This window comes from Brevundimonas huaxiensis, from assembly GCF_014218725.1.
GTDB lineage: Bacteria > Pseudomonadota > Alphaproteobacteria > Caulobacterales > Caulobacteraceae > Brevundimonas > Brevundimonas huaxiensis.
In genome coordinates, this window is record NZ_JABBJE010000001.1 from 814,279 (window position 1) to 835,126 (window position 20,848).

General features: G+C 70.2%; 21 protein-coding genes. 2 read left to right on the forward strand and 19 right to left on the reverse strand.

The window, feature by feature from the left end; genetic code table 11:
• Nucleotides 1–20: 20 nt before the first annotated feature.
• From HF680_RS04120 to HF680_RS04150, 8 genes are read right to left on the reverse strand one after another with little or no spacing between them, the layout of a single operon-like run.
• Nucleotides 21–2,576, reverse strand: a complete 2,556-nt coding sequence (locus HF680_RS04120; protein WP_185224130.1) for a heavy metal translocating P-type ATPase — start codon at nucleotides 2,574–2,576, stop codon at nucleotides 21–23.
• 9 nt (nucleotides 2,577–2,585) lie between these two features.
• The gene (locus HF680_RS16145; RefSeq protein WP_255360440.1) at nucleotides 2,586–2,717 is read right to left on the reverse strand and encodes a hypothetical protein; all 132 of its coding nucleotides are present in this window, start codon (nucleotides 2,715–2,717) and stop codon (nucleotides 2,586–2,588) included.
• An 11-nt stretch (nucleotides 2,718–2,728) separates the two neighbouring features.
• Nucleotides 2,729–3,340, reverse strand: a complete 612-nt coding sequence (locus HF680_RS04125) for a methyltransferase (RefSeq protein WP_185224131.1) — start codon at nucleotides 3,338–3,340, stop codon at nucleotides 2,729–2,731.
• Nucleotides 3,337–3,942: a cation transporter gene (locus tag HF680_RS04130; protein WP_185224132.1), complete on the reverse strand. Its 606-nt coding sequence runs from the start codon at nucleotides 3,940–3,942 to the stop codon at nucleotides 3,337–3,339. The genes HF680_RS04125 and HF680_RS04130 overlap by 4 nt, the downstream gene beginning before the upstream one ends.
• A complete protein-coding gene (locus tag HF680_RS04135; RefSeq protein WP_185224133.1) occupies nucleotides 3,939–7,163 on the reverse strand; it encodes an efflux RND transporter permease subunit in 3,225 nt (1,074 codons plus the stop codon). The genes HF680_RS04130 and HF680_RS04135 overlap by 4 nt, the downstream gene beginning before the upstream one ends.
• Before the next feature lie 12 nt (nucleotides 7,164–7,175).
• Entirely contained in the window at nucleotides 7,176–8,396 is a 1,221-nt protein-coding gene (locus HF680_RS04140) for an efflux RND transporter periplasmic adaptor subunit (protein ID WP_185224134.1), read from the reverse strand.
• Nucleotides 8,396–9,649 (reverse strand): TolC family protein, encoded by a 1,254-nt coding sequence (locus tag HF680_RS04145; protein WP_185224135.1) that lies wholly within the window; start codon nucleotides 9,647–9,649, stop codon nucleotides 8,396–8,398. Before HF680_RS04145 ends, HF680_RS04140 begins: the two co-directional genes overlap by 1 nt.
• Nucleotides 9,650–9,706: 57 nt before the next feature.
• Nucleotides 9,707–10,051 (reverse strand): hypothetical protein, encoded by a 345-nt coding sequence (locus HF680_RS04150; RefSeq protein ID WP_185224136.1) that lies wholly within the window; start codon nucleotides 10,049–10,051, stop codon nucleotides 9,707–9,709.
• A gap of 140 nt (nucleotides 10,052–10,191) precedes the next feature.
• Between HF680_RS04150 and HF680_RS04155 the strand changes: the two genes are divergently transcribed.
• The gene (locus HF680_RS04155) at nucleotides 10,192–10,668 is read left to right on the forward strand and encodes a DUF411 domain-containing protein (RefSeq protein WP_185224137.1); all 477 of its coding nucleotides are present in this window, start codon (nucleotides 10,192–10,194) and stop codon (nucleotides 10,666–10,668) included.
• A 44-nt stretch (nucleotides 10,669–10,712) separates the two neighbouring features.
• Here HF680_RS04155 and HF680_RS04160 read toward each other — a convergent pair whose 3' ends face one another.
• On the reverse strand, nucleotides 10,713–11,156 hold the full coding sequence (locus HF680_RS04160; protein ID WP_185224335.1) for a MerR family transcriptional regulator: 444 nt from the start codon (nucleotides 11,154–11,156) through the stop codon (nucleotides 10,713–10,715).
• 70 nt (nucleotides 11,157–11,226) lie between these two features.
• Here HF680_RS04160 and HF680_RS04165 point away from each other — a divergent pair, with 70 nt between their 5' ends.
• Nucleotides 11,227–12,054 (forward strand): cation transporter, encoded by an 828-nt coding sequence (locus tag HF680_RS04165; protein WP_185224138.1) that lies wholly within the window; start codon nucleotides 11,227–11,229, stop codon nucleotides 12,052–12,054.
• 73 nt (nucleotides 12,055–12,127) lie between these two features.
• Here the strand turns inward: HF680_RS04165 and HF680_RS04170 are convergent, their stop codons facing one another.
• The 10 genes from HF680_RS04170 to trbF all read right to left on the reverse strand — a co-directional run bounded on the left by HF680_RS04170 (nucleotide 12,128) and on the right by trbF (nucleotide 20,847).
• Nucleotides 12,128–14,101, reverse strand: coding sequence for an ATP-binding protein (locus tag HF680_RS04170; RefSeq protein ID WP_185224139.1), 1,974 nt, complete (start codon nucleotides 14,099–14,101; stop codon nucleotides 12,128–12,130).
• A complete protein-coding gene (gene darG / locus HF680_RS04175; protein WP_185224140.1) occupies nucleotides 14,101–15,156 on the reverse strand; it encodes a type II toxin-antitoxin system antitoxin DNA ADP-ribosyl glycohydrolase DarG in 1,056 nt (351 codons plus the stop codon). Before darG ends, HF680_RS04170 begins: the two co-directional genes overlap by 1 nt.
• 9 nt (nucleotides 15,157–15,165) lie before the next feature.
• Entirely contained in the window at nucleotides 15,166–15,810 is a 645-nt protein-coding gene (gene darT, locus HF680_RS04180; RefSeq protein ID WP_185224141.1) for a type II toxin-antitoxin system toxin DNA ADP-ribosyl transferase DarT, read from the reverse strand.
• A 183-nt stretch (nucleotides 15,811–15,993) separates the two neighbouring features.
• Nucleotides 15,994–16,395, reverse strand: a complete 402-nt coding sequence (locus HF680_RS04185) for a helix-turn-helix transcriptional regulator (RefSeq protein WP_045811749.1) — start codon at nucleotides 16,393–16,395, stop codon at nucleotides 15,994–15,996.
• 170 nt (nucleotides 16,396–16,565) lie between these two features.
• Complete coding sequence (locus HF680_RS04190) at nucleotides 16,566–16,847, reverse strand: hypothetical protein (protein ID WP_045811751.1); 282 nt, start codon at nucleotides 16,845–16,847, stop codon at nucleotides 16,566–16,568.
• Nucleotides 16,844–17,449 (reverse strand): lytic transglycosylase domain-containing protein, encoded by a 606-nt coding sequence (locus tag HF680_RS04195; RefSeq protein WP_185224142.1) that lies wholly within the window; start codon nucleotides 17,447–17,449, stop codon nucleotides 16,844–16,846. The genes HF680_RS04190 and HF680_RS04195 overlap by 4 nt, the downstream gene beginning before the upstream one ends.
• Nucleotides 17,443–17,952 (reverse strand): S26 family signal peptidase, encoded by a 510-nt coding sequence (locus tag HF680_RS04200; protein ID WP_185224143.1) that lies wholly within the window; start codon nucleotides 17,950–17,952, stop codon nucleotides 17,443–17,445. Before HF680_RS04200 ends, HF680_RS04195 begins: the two co-directional genes overlap by 7 nt.
• Nucleotides 17,949–19,130, reverse strand: a complete 1,182-nt coding sequence (locus HF680_RS04205; RefSeq protein ID WP_185224144.1) for a TrbI/VirB10 family protein — start codon at nucleotides 19,128–19,130, stop codon at nucleotides 17,949–17,951. The genes HF680_RS04200 and HF680_RS04205 overlap by 4 nt, the downstream gene beginning before the upstream one ends.
• Nucleotides 19,127–20,185 (reverse strand): TrbG/VirB9 family P-type conjugative transfer protein, encoded by a 1,059-nt coding sequence (locus HF680_RS04210; RefSeq protein WP_185224145.1) that lies wholly within the window; start codon nucleotides 20,183–20,185, stop codon nucleotides 19,127–19,129. The genes HF680_RS04205 and HF680_RS04210 overlap by 4 nt, the downstream gene beginning before the upstream one ends.
• Nucleotides 20,164–20,847, reverse strand: coding sequence for a conjugal transfer protein TrbF (trbF, locus tag HF680_RS04215; protein ID WP_185224146.1), 684 nt, complete (start codon nucleotides 20,845–20,847; stop codon nucleotides 20,164–20,166). The genes HF680_RS04210 and trbF overlap by 22 nt, the downstream gene beginning before the upstream one ends.
• Nucleotide 20,848: the final 1 nt, after the last annotated feature.

Below are 20,848 nucleotides of genomic sequence, written 5' to 3' on the forward strand. Positions count from 1 at the left end.
TGTGCTTGGGGTTTGCGAGTTCACGCGGCCTCTCGCGGGCCGCGCCAGGCGAGCAGACGCAGCGCGTTGAAGACGACCAGCAGCGTCGAACCCTCGTGCAGAGCCACCGCCGGACCGATGCCAAGCCCGAAGATCGTCGCCGGAACGAGGAAGGCCACCACGCCGAGGCTGACGAACAGGTTCTGACGGATGATGCGGCGGGTCTGCCGGCTGAGGCCGACGGTGAACGGCAGCTTTGACAGGTCGTCGGCCATCAGGGCGACGTCGGCCGTCTCCAGGGCGACGTCCGATCCGGCCGCCCCCATGGCGACGCCCACGGTCGCCGTCGCCATCGCCGGGGCGTCGTTGACCCCGTCTCCGACCATGGCGACCTTGGCCTCCGCCCGCAGTTTCTTGATGGCCTCGACCTTGTCCTCCGGCATCAGGTCGCCCCAGGCCTCGGTCAGGCCGACCTGCCCGGCGACCGCCTGAGCGGCTTTCTGATGATCGCCCGAGATCATGATCATCCGGCGGATGCCGAGCGCGCGCAGCGCCGTCAGTGTCTCGCGCGCCTTCGCCCGGGGCGTGTCCAGAAGTCCGATGACGCCGAGGTCCTTGTTCCCCTGCCGCACCACCATAAGGGTGCGGCCCTCGTTGCGCAGGGCGGCGACCGCGATCTCCGTATCGGGGCCCAGCGGCGCGATGCCGTCGGCGCCGAACATCTCCGGCTTGCCGATCCAGATCTCCCTCCCCTCCAACCGGGCGGTGACCCCCTTCCCCGTCAGGCTGCGCAGATCCGTCGCGGTTCGCGCGGGCGCGGTCGCCAGGCGCTGGCTTCCATCCCGGACGATCGCCTCCGCGAGCGGGTGGTCGCTGAGCCGTTCGACGGCGACGGCGATCTCCAGCAGTTCGTCTTCGGTCGTCTGGCCGAAGGGCACGACATCGGTGATCCGCGGCTTCCCTTCGGTGAGGGTTCCGGTCTTGTCGAAGGCGATGGCATCCAGCGCGCCGAGGTTCTCCAGCGGCGCCCCACCCTTCACCAAGACCCCGGCCCGGGCCGCCCGGGCCACGCCGGACAGCACCGCGCTGGGCGTGGCGATGGCCAGGGCGCAGGGGCTCGCCGCCACCAGCACCGCCATCGCGCGGTAGAAGCTGTCGCGGAAGGGCTCGTCGACGACCACCCAGGCGAACAGGAGAACGAAGGCCAGACCGAGGACCAGGGGGACGAAGACCCGTTCGAAGCGGTCGGTAAAGCGCTGCGTCGGCGATTTCTGGGTCTCGGCCTCGCTGACCATCCGGACGACCTTGGCCAGGGTCGTGTCGTTGGAGCGCCGCGTCGTCTCGATCTCGATCGCGCCGCCGCCGTTGATCGTGCCAGCGAAGACCACCGACGACGCCGCGACCGATGCGGGTCTGGCCCGCGCTTCCTCGGCGTCCGCGACCGGCTGCTTGTCGACCGGGATGCTCTCTCCGGTGACCGGCGCCTGGTTGACGCTGGACGTGCCCTTGATCACGAAGCCGTCGGCCGGCAACCGCTCGTTCGGCCGGACGACGACCAGGTCGCCGATCTCCAGCTGCTCCACGGGCAGTTCGACGACCTGATCGCCGCGCCGCACATGGGCGGTGCGCGGCGCCAGGGCCGCCAGCGCCTCGATCGCCTTCTTGGCGCGGCCCATGGCGTAGTGCTCGAGCGCGTGCCCCAGGCTGAACAGGAACAGCAGCAGCGCCCCCTCCGCCCAGGCGCCCAGCGCGGCCGCGCCCGCGGCCGCGACCAGCATCAGGGTGTCGATCTCGAACCGCTTGCGCCGCAGGTTTCCGATAGCTTCGCCGACCGTGAACCAGCCGCCCAAGGCGTAGGCGATCAGGAAGAGCGCGAACGGCAGCGCCGCCGGGAGGGCCGGAACGAATTTCTCGATCAGCCAGCCGACCGTCAGGGCGACGCCGCTCCCCACGGCGAAGATCAGCTCCGTGTTCGGCCCCAGCACCCCGCCATGGCTATGGTCATGACCGTCGCCTTCGGAATGGCCGTGGTCGTGTCCATCGCCCTCGGCGTGTCCGTGATCGTGGCCGTCGTCCGGACCATGACCCGACGCCGCGTTCCGGGCCGCTTGCGGCGCCGGACCCACAGCCGCCGATGGGCCGGCGACGTCCGACGTCTCCGTCAATTTGAGACCAAGAGACGCCAGGCGCTCGACCAATCTCTCGCGGCTCGTGGCCTGACGGTCGAACTCCAGACGCAAGGCGCCCGCCGGATCCAGCGCGGCTTCGATGACGCCGGCTTCCTCGCCCAGCTCGGCCGCGAGCGTGCGGGCGTGGCGCGCATGCCGGACGCCGTGCACCCGTCCCGTCAGGTGGCCGAACCGCTCGCTGACCTCGGCGCCGGCCTGCCGCGCCCGCCGTCTGACCTGGGCCAGCGACAGCAGGTCCGGATCATAGTGGATGCAGAGCTCCGCGCCGTCCGCGCCCTCGACCAGATGCGCCTCGGACACGCCCGCCTCGGCCCGCATGAGGGCGATCAGACGTCCCACGCAGCCGTCCTCGGCGTCAGGCGCGTGGGGAAGAAGGACGGGAATATTGAGCCGGAGGGTCTTGGGCATGGTCGGGCCTCAGGGGAAGTCGCGGGTAGGGTTGGAGCGTTCGGGGATGAGAAGACCGGCGCCGTGCATGGCTGCGCCCGCAGCGAAGGCGGCGAGGGCCAGGATCGCGCTGAGCAGGGTGACGAGACGTTTGCGGTTCACCTCGCACCTCCTCAGGGCAATGCGACGACGGCGTCGAGCCAGCCGATCGCCTGGAGGCGCTCCAGCCCCTCGAACACGGGCAGCGCCAGGAGAAAGACCAAGCCGTCGCGGACGGTCTTGAGAAAGAACGACGGGCGGACCGACAGCTCCGCCTCATCTCGCCAGAGGCGAGGATCGGGCAGGAAGCGCGGGGTCCGCTCGAAGTACGTCCGGTAGGTCTCGCCGAAGGCGGTCCCCAGGTAACTCTCCTCGCGTCTCGCGACGATCAGGAAGACCCCCCAGCAGGCCAGGGCGAACGCGAGGCCGACGCTGAGGCTGCCGGTCTGGGCGCCGACCCCGAAGGCCCCGATGACGCTGAAGACGTAGAGCGGATTGCGGCACAGCGAATAGGGTCCGCTGGCGACGATCTCCTGCTTCTTGCGCCCGCCGATATAGAGGGAGCACCAGGCGCGTCCGAGCACGCAGACCATGATCGCCACCATGCCAAGATGCTCGACCGGGTGTTCGAGCCCGGGCAGCGCTCGCACCAGAGCGGTCCAGGCCAGCAGGGCGAACAGGCCCGCGCCGATGAAGAGTTTCCGCCAACGCTGGACCGAGGCGATGTCGATCAGGGGCGGGCTCATGCGTCCGCCTCCGGTCCGTCGCGTCGCGCGGCCCGGGCGTCGCCGAGGATGTCGAGCCCCCCCTTGGCCGCGATGGCCGCGACCAGGACGCCGACCACCAAGTCGGGCCAGGCCTGGTCCAGCCACATCACCAGACCGCCGGCGACGAGGATACCGCCGTTGGACGCGAAATCGTTGAGGCTGAAGGTCTCGGCGGCCTTCATGTTGACGTCGCTGCTCTGCTGGCGGCGGATGAGCATGAGGCAGATCAGGTTGATGACCGCGGCGATGACGGCGAGGACCATCATGGTCGGGCCGACCGGTTCCGTCCCGGTCAGCGTCCTGCGCAGGGCGTCGAGCAGGACGAGGACCGCGAAGATCAGCAGCATCACGCCGGAGACCTGCGCCGCGCGGGTCTTCCAGATCAGGGCCCGGCCGACCGCGAGGAAGCTGATCAGATAGACGGCCGCGTCGGATCCGTTGTCCACGGCGTTGGCCAGCAGGGCGCTGGAGTCGGCGGCGAGGCCGCCGACTCCCAGGCCCACGAACAGCAGAGCGTTTAGGGCCAGAACCGCCAGCAGGATACGGCGCTGGACCTGCTCCGTGTCGTGGCCCCCGTTCATTCCTCCAGTCCTTCCGCGGCGCGGTGCTTCACAGCCTTGGCCGCGAAGGTGGGCAGGACCAGGAGGGTGAGGGCCGTGGCGGTCAGAAGACCGCCGATGACCACGGTCGCCAGAGGCTTCTGCACCTCAGCGCCCGCCCCGTGCGCGATCGCCATCGGAATGAAGCCAACGATCGCCACCAGTGCCGTGGTCAGAACCGCGCGAAGACGGCTGGAGGCGCCCTCAATGGCGGCGACCATGGGTTCCGCCCCGGCCTGGAGCCGTTCGCGGATCGCCTGCATCAGGACCAGCCCGTTCAATGTCGCCACGCCGGAGACGGCGATGAAACCGACCGCCGCGGACACCGAGAAGGGCATGCCCCTCAACAGCAGGGCCAACGCCCCGCCGACCAGGGCCAGAGGCACGCAGGCGAAGACCAGACCGGCCTCCGCGAACGAGCCCAGGGCCATGAACAGCAGGATGCCGATCAGGATGAAGACGACCGGGATCACCAGACCCAGCCGCTGCTCGGCCCGCTTCAGGTTCTCGAACTGGCCGCCCCAGGTCAGGGAGTAGCCCGCCGGAAGTTGAACCTGTTCCTGCACGCGCGCCTGGGCGTCCGTGACGAAGCCGCCCAGATCGCGCCCGCGCACATTGGCCTGGACCACCATGCGCCGGCTGCCGTCGTTGCGGCTGATCTGGTTCTGACCTTCCGCAACCTGGATACGGGCGACCGAGGACAGAGGCACCGTGATGCCGGTCGTCGTCGTGATCGGCAGCGCCGCGAGCGCCGCCGGATCGTTGCGGGCCTCATCCGCCAGACGAACCACCACATCGAAGCGACGGTCCCCCTCGAAGATCTGCCCCGCCTCGGCGCCACCGATGGCCGCGGAGACGGCGTTGGACACCTCCGCCGCCGACAGGCCGTAGTTGGCGGCCGCGAAGCGATCCACGCTGACCGTCAGGGTCGGCAGACCGGAGGCCTGCTCCACCCGCACGTCAGCCGAGCCTTGGGTGTTGCGCAGGACATTGGCCACCTGATCGGCGGTCGCCTGCAGCTGGGTGAAGTCATCGCCGTAGACCATGACCGCCAGATCGGTCCGGACGCCCGAGATCAGTTCGTTGAACCGAAGCTCAATGGGCTGACTGAACTCGAAGCTGTTGCCGAGCTGGGCCGAGGCCAGTTCCTCGAACCGGGCGATCAACTCCTCCTTCTCCAGCCGCGGATCCGGCCATTCCTTGCGGTCCTTCAGGATGATGACCGCGTCGGAGATGTTGGGCGGCATGGGGTCGACGGCCGCTTCGGCGGTGCCGGTCCGGGCGAAGATGGTCTTCACCTCGGGCTGGGCGGCGATGGCGCGCTCGATCGCCATCTGCATGGCGAGGGATTGTTCGAGCGAGGCCGACGGAACGCGCAGCGCCTGCATGGCGATGTCGCCTTCGTCCAGCGTCGGGATGAACTCCCGGCCCAGGGTGGTGAAGGCGACGCCGCCCACCGCCAGCGCGCCCAGCGCCGCGATCAGAACGATCTTGGGACGGCCGACCGCCGCCCGGATCGCCGGTTCGGCCCAGCGGCGGACCCAACGGATGATGAAGGTCTCGTGCTCGTGCGCGTGACCGTGCTCGTCCACATCGATCTTCTTCGGCTCGCGCACCAGCAGCGCCGTCATCGCCGGCACGAAGGTGAACGAGAAGATGAAGGCGCCGACCAGAGCCAGCATCACCGTCGCGCCCATCGGGATGAAGGTCTTCCCCTCGACCCCTTCGAGCATCAGCAGCGGGGTGAAGACCAGCAGGATGATCAGCTGACCGAACGCCGCCGGCTTGACCATCTTCATCGCTGCGGCCGCAGCGACGCTCAGGCGCTCTTTGCGCGTCAGCGCCCGACCGACCTCGATCCGCTTCTGCGACAGCATCAGCAAAGTGCTCTCGACGACGATGACCGCGCCATCGACCAGAAGGCCGAAGTCCAGCGCGCCCAGGCTCATCAGGTTACCGCTGATCCCGAACCGGTTCATGCCGATAATGGCGAACAGGAAGCTGATCGGAATCATCAGCGCGGTGATGCTGGCGGCGCGAATATTCCCGAGCAGCAGGAAAAGCACTACGATCACCAGCAGCGCGCCCTCGGTCAGGTTCCGAGCCACGGTCGCGATGGTCTTGTTGACCAGCGCGCTGCGGTTCAGGACCGGCTCGGCGACGATGCTCGGCGGCAGGCTGGCGCCGACTTCCTCAAGACGTTCGGCCGCAGCTTGGGCGACGGTGCGGCTGTTGCCGCCCGCCAGCATCAGGGCCGTGCCGATGACGGCTTCGTGGCCGTCGCGGCTTGCGCCGCCGAGACGCGGCGCCTGCCCCACCTCGACGGTGGCGACATCGGCGACGCGGACGACCAGACCGTTACGGTTGACGACAGGGGCCTGGGCCAGATCCGGAATGGTCTGTGCCAGGGCGTCGGTGCGGACGGTCAGGGCTTCACCCGAGCGCTGGACATAGCCGGCGCCCGCCTGGGTGTTGGCGTTCTCCAGCGCCAGGATCAGATCGCCGAGGCCGAGACCATAGCTGGCGAGACGCGCCGCGTCGGGGCGGACGGCGAACTCCTTCACATAGCCACCGTTGACATCGACACCGGCCAGGCCGGCCGCCGTGCGCATGCGCGGGGCGATAATCCAGTCCTGAACGGTGCGCAGATAGGTCGCCCGCGCCTGCGGCGTAGTCAGCAGCTCGCCTTCGGGCGTCAGATAGGCGCCGCCGGCCTGCCAGCCGGGCTGGCCCGGCTTGGCGAGGTTCTGGGAGTTGAACGGCTTGTAGTCGACCGTCCACATCAGCACCTCGCCGAGACCCGTGGTGATCGGAGCCAGACCCGGCTCGACCCCTTCGGGGAGGTTCTCGCGGGCCTGGGCCATCCGCTCGGCCACCTGCTGGCGGGCGAAATAGATGTCCGTCTGGTCGGTGAAGATGACAGTGACCTGGCTGAAGCCGTTGCGGCTCAGGGACCGGGTGCTCTGCAGGCCGGGGATGCCGGCCATGGCGGTTTCGATGGGATAGGTGACCTGTCGCTCCATCTGCTCGGGCGCGAGCGCCGGGGCGATGGTGTTGATCTGGACCTGCCGGTTGGTGATGTCCGGCACGGCGTCGATGGGCAGCTTGGTCAGCTGGAACAGACCCCAGGCCGAGACGAGGGCCGTGGCGAGGACCACGAACCATCGGAATTTGACCGAGGCCTCGATGATGAATTTGAACATGCGATCGCCCCCTTAGTGACCGTGCTCGGCCTCGCCCTTGGCCAGTTCGGCCTTGAGCAGGAAGGCGTTGGCGGACGCGATGCGCTCGGAGCCGGTCAGGCCGCGCAGGATTTCTGTGCGACCGGCGGCCTGACGGCCGGCGAGCACCTGAGTGGCCTGAAAGCCGCCCTGGACCTGCACGAAGACCACAGTGTTGCCGTCGACGGTCTGGACCGCTTCGGACGGCACGGTCATGCCGCCCGAGGTCGCCTGTCCGGTGACCACCGAGCCGGACACGGCGGACCCGGCGGGCGGCAGGGTTCCGGAAGACGGACGGGCGCGGATGACGGTCGCTCCGCTCTCGTTCAGACCGGCGTCCGCGGCCACCCCGGTGACGACCGCGTCGAACTCGCCGGACGGCCCGGTGACCCGCATCGCCGCGCCCGGGCGAACATTCGCCGCCAGGGCGGGAGGCGCGTTGAACACCATCTCGACGCGGGCCGGGTTGGACACTTCGGCGACCACGCCGCCCTGGGCGACGAAGCCGCCCGGTCCGACCTGCACATTGCTCACCACGCCCGAGATCGGGCTGGTCACGTTGAGCCGTCCTGACGCATTGGGCGAGCCCGCGGCTGCGGACCGCGCCCGAGCCGCACGGGTCGCTGCCTCGGCGCTGAGAAGCTGCGCCCGCGAGGCCTCGACCTCCTGGCGGGCGACCACGCCCTGTTCGGACAGGTTGCGGTTCCGCTGATAGGCCTGACGCGCGGCCTCGGCGGAGGCCGCCGCCGCATCGGCGTCGGCGCGGAAGGTGGCGGCTTCACCGCTGACCAGGCTGACGAGCGGCTGGCCGGCGCGAACCGACTGGCCGGGCGCCACAAGCACCCGCTCGACCCGGCCGCCAACCGCAGCGGCGACCGCAGCGCGGGAATCGACCATCGGCTCGACCCGCCCCGCCAGACGCGTCTCCGCCCCGCCGCCGGCGCTTACGCCGACGACGGAGATGCCGGCCGCCTGGATCTGCGCGGCGGTCAGTTCGACGCGGCCCTCTTCGGCCTCGCCCTCCTCGGCATGCCCGGCCTCGCCTTCCGCATGCCCGCCTTCCTCTTCGCCATGGCCGGCTTCGCCCTCCGCGGCCGCCGGGGCAGGCGGCGCGTCGGCGCCTCGCGTGGCGAGATAGAGCCCGCCGCCGCCAAGGACGACGAGGGCGGCGACGCCGCCGATCAACAGGGTCTTGTTGGATGTGCGCTTGCGCATCACTGGGCTCCTTGGAAGGGGGCGCGGCCGTCCAGGCGCGCGAGATCGATCTCGGCGCGGACGCGCGCGAGACGGGCGTCGACCGCGGCGGACCGCGCGTTGACGAGGGCGGTTCGGGTGACGCGCAGTTCGACCTGGGAGATGCGACCGGCCTCGAAGCCGATCCGCGACAGGCGGTAAGCTTCTTCGGCCGCGGTGACGCCGGCGTCGGCGGCCGCCACGCGGCTCACCGAGGCGGCCAGGCGCGCCACCGCGGCGGCCCGGTCGGCCTGGGCCTCCTGCCGCGCCGACATCAGGCGGGCGTCGGCCGCCCTGAACTCGGCCTGCGCCGCCTCGATGTTTCCCCGGTTCCGGTCGAACAGCGGCAGCGGCATGCTGATCCCGAAGGTAAGCGCGGTGGCGTCCTCCGCCTCGAAGCGGCGAATGCCCACGCTGGCGCTGATGTCCGGGCGGGCCTGGACACGTTGCACGTCGATCCGGCGTTCGGCGGCCGTGCGCTCGGCCTCGGCCACGCGCACGATGGGCGCGTCGTTGATCGCGGAGCCCACCCCGGACGGCGCCTCGTCCAGCAGACTGACGTCGATGCGCGTCACGGACGACGGGATCATCGCCACGGCGGTGAGGCGAGCGTAGGCGGCGTCCCGTTCGGCGACGGCTTCGTCAAGGGCGGCGCGGGCTGACGCGACCTCGGCCTCGCCCTGGATGCCGCGCAGGAGCGGCTCGCGCCCCTCCTCCACCAGCGCCAGGGCGGCGCGGGCGTCGGCCAGGGTCAGGGTCAGGACTTCGTCCGCCAAGGCCGCGCGGCGCTGCGCCGCCTCGGCTTCGGAATAGACCAGGGCCAGGCGACCGGCGGCGTCGATCACCGCAAGATCGCGCTGCAGGCCGACGGCGCCGGCCTCGGCGCGCGCGGCGGCGATGCGGCTCGCGCGACGTCCCCACAATTCGAGGTCCGTGCTCAACGCGAGGGTCGTATCGGCGTTGTCCATCCCCGAGAAGGGGCCGGAGCCGTACGCGTTCTCGACATCGAGCCCGAGCACGGGGTTGGGACGCACACGGGCCTGACGCACGCGGGCTTCTGCGGCGTCGAGGTTCGCGCCCGCCTCCAGGGTGGCGGGCGTCTGGCCGAGCTGCGCGAGCAGTTGGGCGTAGGTCGGGGCGGGGTCAGCCCAGGCGGGACTGACCAGAGTCGCTGCGATCGCAGCAAGCGCGCAGCCGACCGCGAGACCCGGTCGCCGGCGAGATGTGGGAGACATGTTCCATTTCCAGATTTCTGATCACGAAGAGGCGCCCGAAAGGGCGCAGGCCTTCGGTCAGACTCTGGGCGGTCGCTTCAGTCCGTCGGGCGTGACCGAGGCCAGGACGTCATCGTGGCGGCCGCTTTGCAGCAGCAGTTCGCCGAACGCGGGCGCAATGGCGTCGACGCCGTGAGTGCGCGCCGTGGAGGTATGGTGGCAGTGTCCGTGGGCGCAGATGCCATGGTTCCCGGACGGGTCGCCGTGGTCGCCGTCGTCGGGATTGTGATCGACGAACGCGTGGGCCGCGGGGGGCTCCGGCATGCAGGTCGCGGCGTCGACGGCGGGCGCGAAGAAGAAGGCGGCGAAGACGAGTGTCATCGCCGCGATCAGCTTCGCCCATGTCGTCATCGACGAGGTCATCGCGCGTTCGTTACTTCCGTTCTCCAGAGGTGGCAATCTGTTACAAAGTCCAGGGGCCTCCGAACACCCTGCCAGCGGCGACGTGTCGCGTGCGCGGAGCCGGCGCGCTGCTAGGATCAGGTCCGTCCGCAGGAGCCGTCATGTCCTCTCTTCGCCTCACCCGCCGCGCCGCGCTCGTCACCGGCTTGGCGACCGCCGCCCTCCCGCCGCTCGCCCAGGCTCAGACCCCCGGTCGGGTCGCGCGGCAGATCACGGTCTACAAGACGCCCTGGTGCGGCTGCTGCGGCGGCTGGGTCGCGCACATGCGCGGCGCCGGCTGGACGGCGCTCGTGGTCGATCTTGATGACCTCGCCCCGATCCGGGCCCGTCACGGGATACCGGACCGCCTCGCGTCGTGCCACACCGGCGTGGTCGGCCGCTACGCGATCGAAGGCCATGTGCCCGCGTCGGATGTCGAACGGCTTGTGCGTGAAGCGCCTGCCGCGCGCGCCCTGACCGCACCCGGCATGCCCGCCGGATCGCCCGGCATGGAGGCCGCCGGCCGAGAGCCCTATGTCACTCTCCTGATCCTCGCGGATGGCTCGACGCGCCCCTTCGGACGACACAACGGCGCTTAAGGCGGCCGCGCCACCCGATCCCATCCGACCAGGCGGGATCAGCTTCACGGGGCGGACAGGGAGACCCGGCTCGGGCCGTCACCTGGAGGCGCTCTCAGGGCGTCGAGGACGCAGCAGGCTTCGACCGTCGTCCGGCCACACTGGTCGAGCACCGAGACAAGGGTCTTTTCCAACCGCCGAAGATCCGAGATCTTGACCCGTACCGCGTCCAGATGCGCCGCCGCCACGTGATCGACCGCCTGGCACGGACCGGCGGCAGTCCCGGTGGACAGCGTCAGCAGGCTGCGGATGTCGTCATGCGAGAAGCCGAGATCGCGGGCGCGCCGGATGAAGAACAGCCGGTCCAGATGCGCCCGTTCATAGACCCGGTGGCCGCCCTCCCCGCGTTCCGGCGCGTCCAGCAGACCGATCTGCTCGTAGTAGCGGATGGTGACCACCTTGCAGCCGGTGCGCCGCCCCAACTCGCCGATAGAAAATCTCTCTGTCAAAGGCCTTGAACCTATAGGGACTATAGGTCGTATATCGGCGGCCGACACGTTTCCGGCAAGGCTCGCTCCGATGAAAGACTGCTGCTCCCCTCCGACGTCCGACGAGGTCGGCCCGACCTGTTCAAGCCGGAGCGTCCTGGAGCCGGCGTCCGCCCCGGCGGAGGCGGGGTGCTGCGCCGGACCGAGCCCCTGCGCCTCCAAGCCGTCCTTCGTCACGACCGCGCCCATCGTACCAGCCCATACCCACTTCGCGGGCGATGACTGCTGTTCCGCCAAGGGCGACGAGATCGCCGCGCTGGGTGAGCACGCCGACGTCCGGCGCGTGCTGATCATCGTACTGACGATCAATCTGCTGATGTTCTTCGCCGAGTTCGGGGCGGGTCTGTTTGCGCGGTCCACCGCTCTGATGGCCGATTCCATCGACATGCTCGGCGACGCCCTCGTCTACGGGCTGAGCCTTTACGCCCTGAAGCGCAGCCTGCGCTGGCGCGCCGGAGCGGCGCTCGTGAAGGCCGCCGTCATCGCCGCCTTCGGCGTCTGGGTCTTCCTCGAAGTGGTCCGCAAGCTGATGGGCGACATCACCCCGACCGCCGAGACCATGGGCGTGTTCGGCGCGATCGCACTGGTCGCGAACCTGGCCTGCCTCGCCATGCTCTACCGGTTCCGGAACCGCGACGTGAACCTGTCGAGCACCTTCGAGTGCTCCCGCAACGACGTCATCGCCAACACCGGCGTGTTGATCGCGGCGGGTGGGGTGGCCTGGTTCAACGCTGGCTGGCCCGACATCCTCGTCGGCGGCGTCATCGCCCTCCTGTTCTTCCGCTCGGCGATCAAGGTGCTCGGCGAAGCCTGGCCCCAGTTCCGCGCCGCGCGGCCGCAGGCCGTTGCGCTCGACTAGAGCGGATCGCGCGCGCAGCCGAGGCGGCGCGACGGAAACGACGAAACCGCTGTCTGTCAGCGCGACCCGAAGGTCAGGACCCCGGCGAGGTCTCGGGGTCGTCGCCGGCCTCCCGGCCGAAGCTTGTCTGCAAGGCCCGAAGCCGGGTGGCGATCTCCTCGTCGGAAACCTCCACCTTAAGATGGTCCTGGATGTACTGAAGCCGGGCGTCGCATTCGCGCAGGATTTCGCCCCAGCACCGCACCCACACCGTGTAGTTGGGCTGCCGCACGGCGATGCCGATCTCGCGTCCTTCCTGGGTGATCGCCTGTCCGACGATGTCGTCATATTCCCCCACGACCAGGAAGAAGTTCCACCGCGTGTCGGTGTGCCGGAAGTCTGGCGCGCCGGCCAGGGCCAGGGCGTAGTCGGAAATCTGGTTGAGCATCTTGCGATCGGCCTTGGCCGAGGGCCGCTTGAGCTCCACGATCAGATACTCCCGCTTCTCTTGATGGGGCCCGGGGATGCTGCGGCCGAGCAACTGGTCGACCCGGCCGGTGCGACCGTCCGGCTTGGTGACCCGCCCGCCGGCGCGCTTCCCGCCCAGGTCCTCCGAGACCCGTTGCATCACCTTGGTCAAGCCCGCTTCGGGAACCGCGAGGTGAAACTGCTCGCCGAAGATCCAGGTGTTGTCCCGCACCAGCAGGTCCAGGCCGCCGCGTTCGCGGATGACCTTCTTGCCGTCCGTGTCGAACACCGCCTGGCGCAGCGTCTGGAGGAAGGCGATCCGGTCCGCGATCAGGCTGGACGCCGCGATGATGTTGGACAGCTCGGTCTTCTTGAGCAGGGCCGAGAACTGGTTCTGCCGCTCCTTGGGGAGCCCCACCACGGCGTGCAGGATCTGGGTGAGCGAGTCCGGATTGTGCCGCAGCGCCTCACGCAGCAGGGTCAGGGTCATCCGCTTCAGGCCGGTGTCGGCTTTGCGGAACTCCTTGGAGTAGTTGGACACGGCGTAGGTCGCCATGTCGAACACGTCCCGCTCCCGCTGCTGAAGCGTATCGGTCGGGTCCCCCTCGTAAGGATAGGCTCCCGCGGCCTTGAGCTCCTCGATCAGGCGTCCGGCCCGCTCGTGGCCGCGCCGGCGGAAGTGCGCCTGCGACTGATCGCGGACCGCCTCGACGACCTTGGCGAAATCGCCATCGGTCAGCTCCAGTTCGAGCAAGTTGTCGGCGGCGAGCTCGACGAAGAAGCTGGAGGTCGCGTAGATCGAGAAGGCGAAGTCGGGTGCGTTGATCCGCGCCGGCTGCGAGCCGAGCACGATCCCGTTGTCGCCGCAGAAGTGGATCTTGCGGCTGTCGATCGGCGTCGACCATTCGACGATGTCGAGCTTCAAGTCGCGGATCGTCCGGTCCTTGCCGACGATGGGCGGCAGGACGACGGAGACGGCGTCGGCGATCGCCGTCGACGGATCGATCCGGGCGCCGTCGTACCAGAGCGCCAGCTGCGGATAGAGCTTCAGATATTGGGCGAAGATGGCGGTGAACTGCCGGCGCTGCTCGTCGGTGACGAGAGCGTCGAGGTTCTGCTTCAGCGGATGCAGTGACACCGAGACGCCCGGGGCGCCGACCGCCGGCTCCGGGTCGCCGATCTCGGCGGTCTCGATGGCCTCCGCGCGGATGTCGATCGACAGCTGCTTGAGACCGTCCTCGCCCGCGTAGCGCGAGGTCCAGCGGGCGCGGTCGGCCAAGGAGAAGAACCGCAGCCGGCCGCGTCCCTCCTTGCCATGATAGGCGCGGCCGCTCGGCGCGGCGGAGCGTTTCCAGGATTCGCCGAGTTGTCCGAAGTCCCGGTCCGCGCGGTCCGCGCTGATCCCCTCCCCGTCATCGCTGACGATGATTTCGTCGACGCCGCCCAGGGCCGTGCGCCGAAACTCGACATCGACGCGCGTGGCGCCAGCGTCGAAGCCGTTCCACACCAGTTCGGCGATCGCGCGCAGCGGCTCCGTCGTGCGGACGACGGTCTCGATATGGTCCTGCTTGGCCTGAAGCTGAACGCGATGGGTCGCCATCAGGCCGCCAGCGGCCGCGACGCCAACCAGCCCTTGTCCTGCAGGACGTCATAGGCCAGTCGCACCTGCTCGGGCGAGAACTGGCGCTTGCGCTCGCCCCAGGCGTAGGTCTCGGACACCGCCGCGTCCGCGCTCCCGGCGTCCAGACGGGTCGCGACCCAGTGCACCGTCGCCAGAAGCTCCAGGCCGAACGGCGTCTCGAAGCCCTCGACCAGATCGGTCACGCGCTCGAAGCGCGCCTGCGTCTCGGGGGCGTCCTTGAGCTTGGCCTGGGCGTCGACGACCGCGCCGGGCACGAGCTCCAGCCGCTTGGTGGGCGCGTCGCCGCCATCGGCGTAGCCCGACAGATAGTGACCCTCGACCTCGCGCAGCACATGTCGGAGGTTCTCGGCATAGGGACCGTAGAAGGCCTTGGCGTAGCGCAGGTTCAGCGGTTCGCCGGCTTCCTGCATGAAGTACATCAGCTTGTGGATCTCAAGCAGGCTGACGAAGGGGTCCAGCAGGCCGTTGAGGTATCGGTCGACCAGCCCAACCAGCGCCGCGCGGCCCGGCGACATCGCGGGCGCCGCGCGGGACTTCGACATCGCGTCGGCCGCCGGCGCGCCGCCCGGCTCATAGACGATGACCTCGACATCCGGGATCGCCTGCAGGGCTTGCTCGATGCGCGGGCGCACCTGACGCCAATCGAGACCGCCCAGACCGCTGCCGAGCGGCGGAATGGCGATCGACCGGATCTTCCGCTCTCGGATCACCCGCACCAAGTCGATCAGCCCGGCGTCGATGTCCTCCATCCGGCTCTTGCCGCGCCAGTGCCGCTTGGTCGGAAAATTGATGATGAAGCGCGGCGTGTCCAGACGATGACGCTCGTAGACGAACATCCGGCCCGGCTGGACCTCCTGCGCCTCGCACGCCCGCGCATAGGCCTCGTAGTTGTCCTGGAAGGCGTTCTTGAATTGCAGCGCGACGCCCCGGCCCATGACGCCGACGCAATTCACGGTGTTGACGAGCGCCTCGGCGCCCGACTTCAGGATGTCGCCGCTGGTGAATGTGATCATCGCTCCCCCCTAGTAATACCACGTCGGCTGCAGGTCGACGCGCGGCGCGTGGGCGGCGCCCCGCAATCGGGCCTCCACCTCCAGCTTGACGGGCTGGTTCACCACCCCGATCCGCTCCACCAGCTCCCACGGGACGCTGTCGTGCAGGAGGAACTCGGCCTGCTTGCCCTCCCGGACCTCGGCGGCGGACCAAGCGTTGGACATCACCGCGTCCCACCGGATTTCGTCGAGCGCCTCGAGGCTGTCGCGAAACTCCGCATAGTAGGCGCCTGCATTCGACAAGGTGAACGCCCAGCGCCGCCCGTGAGCCTGCGCCCAGTCCACCACCGTGCGGAGGTCGGCCTCCAGGTGGACGATCGGTTCCTGGCCGCCGCGGTAGTTGACCTCAGGATGATTGCCCCTGTGTAGCAGATAGAGCATCACCGATCTAGAACAAAAATAGAACGGGACATATTGGCCGACCATTTCGCCGGGATGGCAGCGCACCGGCAGCCCCATGCGCCTCGCCTTGATCGAGGCCATGCCGATGGCGGTGACCGGGCCGCCGGCGGCGATCATCCGGGCGTCGCTGAACAGTCCGCCCTGGCCGACAATCGTCGGCAGGTTGTCCATGTGGGTGATGTGATAGATTTTCGGGCGTGCCGGCGCAGGCATGGCGTGCGTGGTTCCCCCCGAGAAATGCGGCAAGTCCTTTGTCTGCCTGATTCGGACGATTGTCGTGCAGAAGCCGCCAGGGAGCAATGCGCGACCCCTTGCAAAACGCCGGCAAGCCTGCCGACCTGCCTGATCGGTCGCCCCCTCGACCGGACGGGCAGAGCGCTGCCGGTCAAGCGCGTCTCAGAACCCGAAGTCGATCTGGGCCCCGGGGTCAGCCGGCCGACGCCGTGGCTTCCTGGGCGCAAGCGCAGGGGCCGCGACCGGGAGGCTCGGCGTGGGCTCCGGTCCGGAACTCGGACGTGGCATGGAGCGCGGCATGCCCGGCAACCTCGGCGCGCGGGCGCCCTTGCGCGGCGGGGGCGGCGGGACCTCGCCTGACCGGCTCCGCTTCCACTGGGTCAGTTCGCTCTCCCACCAACCCACGCGGCCCGGCGACACGCGGACGCGGCGCGGGAACGCGCCATCGCGCTCCATGCGCCAGGCGGTCGACCGGCTGATGCTGGCGATCCGTTCCACCTGATCCCAGGACAAAAGACGGTCGTCCCTGCCGCCGACGTCCGGCGCGCCCTCATCCACGGTCATCACAGATCCCCGCAAGCCTCTGGTCCGCCTCGTCTTCCAGGAGATCCCGCAGCAAGCGGGCGTCGTTCGCCGCGTCGATCGGGTCCCGCTGTCGCCAGGCCCTCAGGACGGCTTTCAGGGCGAAACTCGCCGCAGGGTCGGCGAGAATCTGCGCCGCTGTGACATCGGCCCTAGCCACGACGCCGCCCCCGAGCGGCCGTCGGCGCCCCGGTTCGAACGTCGGTGATCTGGCTGCACGCCCAGTCGCGCAGCAGCCCGCGGGGATAAAACGGCTTGGAACGGATATGGCGGCATGGCGGTCCGTTCGACCCCGTCGACCAGAGCCGCGCGAGGCTCGCCGGCTTCAGCTGGATGCCGAGCTGCGACAGGAAGGCGGAGGCTTCAGCGCGCGTCAAAAGGTCGTCCGCGTCACCGGCGGCGCCCGCCTCCTGCCCGACCCCGAGCCCGATCATGGGTGTACACGCGGGCGGCAATGGCGGCTGTTGCGCGGGGCCTGCCCCGCCGTCAGCGCCAGGTAACAATCGATGACCGCGATCACATACGCCTGGGTCTCGGCGATGTCCGGAACCCGGCCGAGCCGCGCGACGCGGCCGGGCCCGGCGTTGTAGGCGCCGAGCGCGAGGCGCAGATCGCCGAAGCGCAGCAGTTGTCGGGCGAGGTAGTCCGCGCCCCCGCGAAGGTTCTGGATCGGGTCGAAGCGATCGTCCACCCCGAGCTCGCGCGCCGTATCGGGCATAAGCTGGGTCAGTCCGCCCGCGCCCGCCGGGGACAGGGCCGCGGGTTGGTAGGCGGACTCGGTCAGGACCAGGGCGTGCAGCAGCTTCTCGTCCAGTCCGTGCGCCGCCGCCGCTCGCGCGATCTCGGCCTGGAAGGGCTGGCTGAGCGCGGCCAGGCGGGGCACATCCCCCTCCCCGGCGTCGGCCGGCGCCGATCCGGCCTCCGCCGTCGCTCGGCCGAACAGATCGCCGCCCGCCGCGCGCCAGTCGACGGTTTGGGCGGAAGCCGGCGCGCCCAGGGCGAGGAGCGCCGCCGCCCAGAGGATCGATCTCACCATCTCAGCACCTCCTGATAGACGCCCAGAACCTCAGAGCGCGCCACGGGCCCGAAATACCGGCTGTCGAAACTCCCGGCCGTGTCGCCGAGCAAAAACAGTTCGTCCGGCGCGAGCCGTCGGCATCCGGACCAGCGCGGCAGGATTGCGCCGCCCCGATCACGGGAGCGGACCGTCCAGACGCCGTCTGGCGTCAGCACTTGCGCCCCTTCCACGCAGACGCGGTCGCCGCCCGCCGCGGCGACCCGTTTGATCAGCGCCACGTCCCCCGGCATGCCCAGATCCCCGAGATAGGCCCGCGCGGCGGCCGGTTGGGGGATGGCCACGACGACGCCGCGCTCGATCTCGGCGCCGAACCGCCGGGCGTACAGCCCCTCGGGCAGGCTCGGGCTTTCGTTGACGAGGGCCAGCGCCGGGACGTGTTGAGCGACCAGCGCCAGGCAGCCGAGGGCGAAGACGGCGACGCCTGTTACGCACCAGCGGTTTCCATTATCGAGCGGGCTCATGGCTGATACGGCTCAAGGATAAGGTCACGGGTGATCATAACCCGCACGGGCGCGCCCGCTCGCAGCCGGATGGACGGGCGGACCTCCAGCTCCCGGTCGATCAGCCGGCCGCCGACGCGGGCGCCCTCGATGGCCGCCGCGTCGCCCGCGTCGCCGAGAAGGCCGCCGCCGCCCTCATCGTCGCGGGCGATCTGCCCGAGCGTCGTGATGGCCCCGGCGAACAGCGTCCCGACCAGCAGGGGAAACAGACGACGATCGACCGAACCCCGAACGCCCACGGCGCCCTGGGCGTCGACGCCGGGCTCGCCGGTCAGGACCAGGCTCTTGCCGTTGGGCAGGATGAGCCGGTCCCACGTCAGGAAGGCGCGCCGGTCTCCGTAGGCGCTCTCGCCCTCATGCCGCCCGATCAGCCGCGTCCCCTGCGGGAGCACCAGGTGGCGGCCGCTGACCGTGTCGTAGACGTTCTGGGTGACCGTGGCGATCACCGGGCCCGCGCGGGCGGTGTCGACCGCGGTCAGCAGGGCGGCGGGGATGATCGCGCCGGCCTTCACCTCGTACGGCGACAGGGGCGCGGTCAGGACATGGCCGTTGTAGGTGGCGCCGTAGTCCGCGCTGGCCGGAGGAACGCCGGCCGGAGCCCGCCGCTCGGCGCCCGCCGGGACCGCGGCGGCCGCCGCACCGTCGCGAACCTCGGCGAAGAACAGGCCGGACCGGCGCGCCAGATCTTCGGGCGCGGGTCCCCGCGGTTCGGACATGGGGCGATAGACGGGCGGGGCCGCCCGAGGCGGCGGTTCGGAAAGCTCGGCCGGCGCGTCGTCGACCTCGCTCGGCTCCGCCGATGAACGCGGCTCCGGCAGGCGGTCATAGGTGGCCGGCTGCTCGGTGACGACCTCGGCCGGGCGGACCACGCCGCGGGCCTCGTCCTCGCGTGCGGCCTCGGCGCGGGCGCGGGCGCCCTGCCGCAGTTCCGGCTGCACGACGAACGCCCAGGCCAGAGACCCGGAGATCAGGACCACGCCGCCGATGACGAAGATCTGGACGACGGATTTGCGCAAACGCACCGCGCTCGGACGAGGCGCCCGGCTGGCGAGCTCCGGGGCCGGAGACTTGGGCGCGCGGGGCCCGGCGCCGTCGCCCGGCGTCAGACCGGGGGCGGGTTGCAGGGGCGTATCGATCATGGGCGGACTCCTTGAAGACGACGAATGCGGACCACCTGCGGCCTGCGATCGCCCAGTCGCAGTTCGGCGCGATCAAGCACGCGATCGACGATGAACAGGCCGCCGGCCTGCCGGTAGTTGACCAGCTGCGCCTCGCCGTCGGGCGCGATGGCGAACAGGGCGGGCGCCTCGTCGACCTGGAGGTCGGCGGGGAAGGCGATGAAGGTGCGCCGGCCGTCGTGGAACACGGCCGAGGGGGTCCATCTCGGACGCCGTCCCTGGGGTTCGAGACGGTATCGGGCGTCGAGCGGCCCTTCCGGCATTACGACCGGGTCAGGCACCCGCACGGCCGGTTGCAAGGCGACAGCGGCTGACCCTGCGTCGACGCCCCCGGTCGGCGCGCTGTCCCAGGCGACGGCGGCGTTGAAGGCGTCGGCGGCTCCGCTGCGCAGATCGACCAGGTAGACGCGCTGGTTGGTGGTCAGGACCAGGTTGGTCTCCAGGCCGCGTTCGAGCGGCTTGATCAGGACATGGACGCGACGGTCCGGCCCCTCCCCCGACGCGACCTCGCCGATCTGCCAGCGGACGGTGTCTCCCGCCGCCTTGGCGATCAGGCTTTCCCCCGCGCCGAGCGTCAGGGTCGTCACCCGGAGCGGCGCGGTCCACACCTCGAACACCCGGCCGGGCTCCCAGGCGAAGATCTGGACGCCGCCCTGGAAGCGGTCGGACCGGGACGGCGCGCTCGCCGCGCTGTTGGCTTCGGCGATCGCCCTGCGGCCGGTCAGCGCCGGGAGCGCCGGCGCGGCATCCGCGGCCGGTCGCGGCGCCGATTCCATGAGATAGGGCCGCGCCGCGTTCGCCTCCGGCGCCAACGCCGCCGGCTCCGGCTCCGGCTCCGGCTCGTCCGCCGTGGTCGGCGCCGGCCCGTCCAGAGCGATCGGAGCCAGCGGCCGGGCGGACGCCTGGCTCAGGCTTGCCGTGGACGCCGCATTGGGCGCGACCGCGTCTCGCAGGATCGCGCAGCCGGACAGCAGGGCGCTCGAAAGCGCCAGGATCAGGACGCGTCGGGGGTCCATGACACATCCTCGATCTTCAATCCCAAGGGATTGCGCAGGAGTTCGGCCTCCGTGCGCGGCGGTTGCAGGGTGGTGGTGATCAGCGCGCGCCAGCGCTCCGAGCCGGCGGCCTGGCCGTTGACGAAACGGGTTTCGCGCCATTGCAGATCGAAGGTGCGGCCGGAGCGGCGGACCACATTGAGGATCTCGACGTTGACGGCCTCGCGCCCCGCCTCGGCGAAGGGGTCATGGGTCTGCGCCCAGGCGTTCAGGAAGCCCGCCGCCTTCGGCGTCAGAAGATCGTAGGCCCGCAGCCAGTTCTGCCGGATGACGATCGGATCGATCGACTTGGAGCGGACGTCCCGGACCCAGCCGGCGAGGGCGTGGGCGATCTGCGCCTCGTTGGGCTCGTAGCGGCCGCCGATGGCGGTGATCCGCTGGGTCTCGCCATAGTCCGACACCTCCACCACGAACGGCTTTACCACGGCCCGCTCGGCCTGGACCCACCACCCCGCGCCGAGGAAGCCGGCCAGGGCCAGGTTGGCGACGGCGATCCGACGCCAGTTTCGGGCATGGGCCAGCGACAGGCCCATGCGGTCGTCCCACATCTGGCCGGCGCGACGCCACGGGGTCGCCTCCGGCGCGGCCGCCAGGGCCCGCTTCGGCCGGAAGAACGGATGCATC

Coding starts and splice junctions, on each gene's coding strand:
- HF680_RS04210 (WP_185224145.1), bottom strand. CDS start 20,185: ATGGACCCCCGACGCGTCCTGATCCTGGCGCTTTCGAGCGCCCTGCTG.
- darG (WP_185224140.1), bottom strand. CDS start 15,156: ATGATCACATTCACCAGCGGCGACATCCTGAAGTCGGGCGCCGAGGCG.
- HF680_RS04190 (WP_045811751.1), bottom strand. CDS start 16,847: ATGATCGGGCTCGGGGTCGGGCAGGAGGCGGGCGCCGCCGGTGACGCG.
- HF680_RS04155 (WP_185224137.1), top strand. CDS start 10,192: ATGTCCTCTCTTCGCCTCACCCGCCGCGCCGCGCTCGTCACCGGCTTG.
- HF680_RS04195 (WP_185224142.1), bottom strand. CDS start 17,449: ATGGTGAGATCGATCCTCTGGGCGGCGGCGCTCCTCGCCCTGGGCGCG.
- HF680_RS04200 (WP_185224143.1), bottom strand. CDS start 17,952: ATGAGCCCGCTCGATAATGGAAACCGCTGGTGCGTAACAGGCGTCGCC.
- HF680_RS04185 (WP_045811749.1), bottom strand. CDS start 16,395: ATGACCGTGGATGAGGGCGCGCCGGACGTCGGCGGCAGGGACGACCGT.
- darT (WP_185224141.1), bottom strand. CDS start 15,810: ATGCCTGCGCCGGCACGCCCGAAAATCTATCACATCACCCACATGGAC.
- HF680_RS04140 (WP_185224134.1), bottom strand. CDS start 8,396: ATGCGCAAGCGCACATCCAACAAGACCCTGTTGATCGGCGGCGTCGCC.
- HF680_RS04150 (WP_185224136.1), bottom strand. CDS start 10,051: ATGACCTCGTCGATGACGACATGGGCGAAGCTGATCGCGGCGATGACA.
- HF680_RS04205 (WP_185224144.1), bottom strand. CDS start 19,130: ATGATCGATACGCCCCTGCAACCCGCCCCCGGTCTGACGCCGGGCGAC.
- HF680_RS04145 (WP_185224135.1), bottom strand. CDS start 9,649: ATGTCTCCCACATCTCGCCGGCGACCGGGTCTCGCGGTCGGCTGCGCG.
- HF680_RS04130 (WP_185224132.1), bottom strand. CDS start 3,942: ATGAACGGGGGCCACGACACGGAGCAGGTCCAGCGCCGTATCCTGCTG.
- HF680_RS04165 (WP_185224138.1), top strand. CDS start 11,227: ATGAAAGACTGCTGCTCCCCTCCGACGTCCGACGAGGTCGGCCCGACC.
- trbF (WP_185224146.1), bottom strand. CDS start 20,847: ATGCATCCGTTCTTCCGGCCGAAGCGGGCCCTGGCGGCCGCGCCGGAG.
- HF680_RS04135 (WP_185224133.1), bottom strand. CDS start 7,163: ATGTTCAAATTCATCATCGAGGCCTCGGTCAAATTCCGATGGTTCGTG.
- HF680_RS04125 (WP_185224131.1), bottom strand. CDS start 3,340: ATGAGCCCGCCCCTGATCGACATCGCCTCGGTCCAGCGTTGGCGGAAA.
- HF680_RS04120 (WP_185224130.1), bottom strand. CDS start 2,576: ATGCCCAAGACCCTCCGGCTCAATATTCCCGTCCTTCTTCCCCACGCG.
- HF680_RS04170 (WP_185224139.1), bottom strand. CDS start 14,101: ATGGCGACCCATCGCGTTCAGCTTCAGGCCAAGCAGGACCATATCGAG.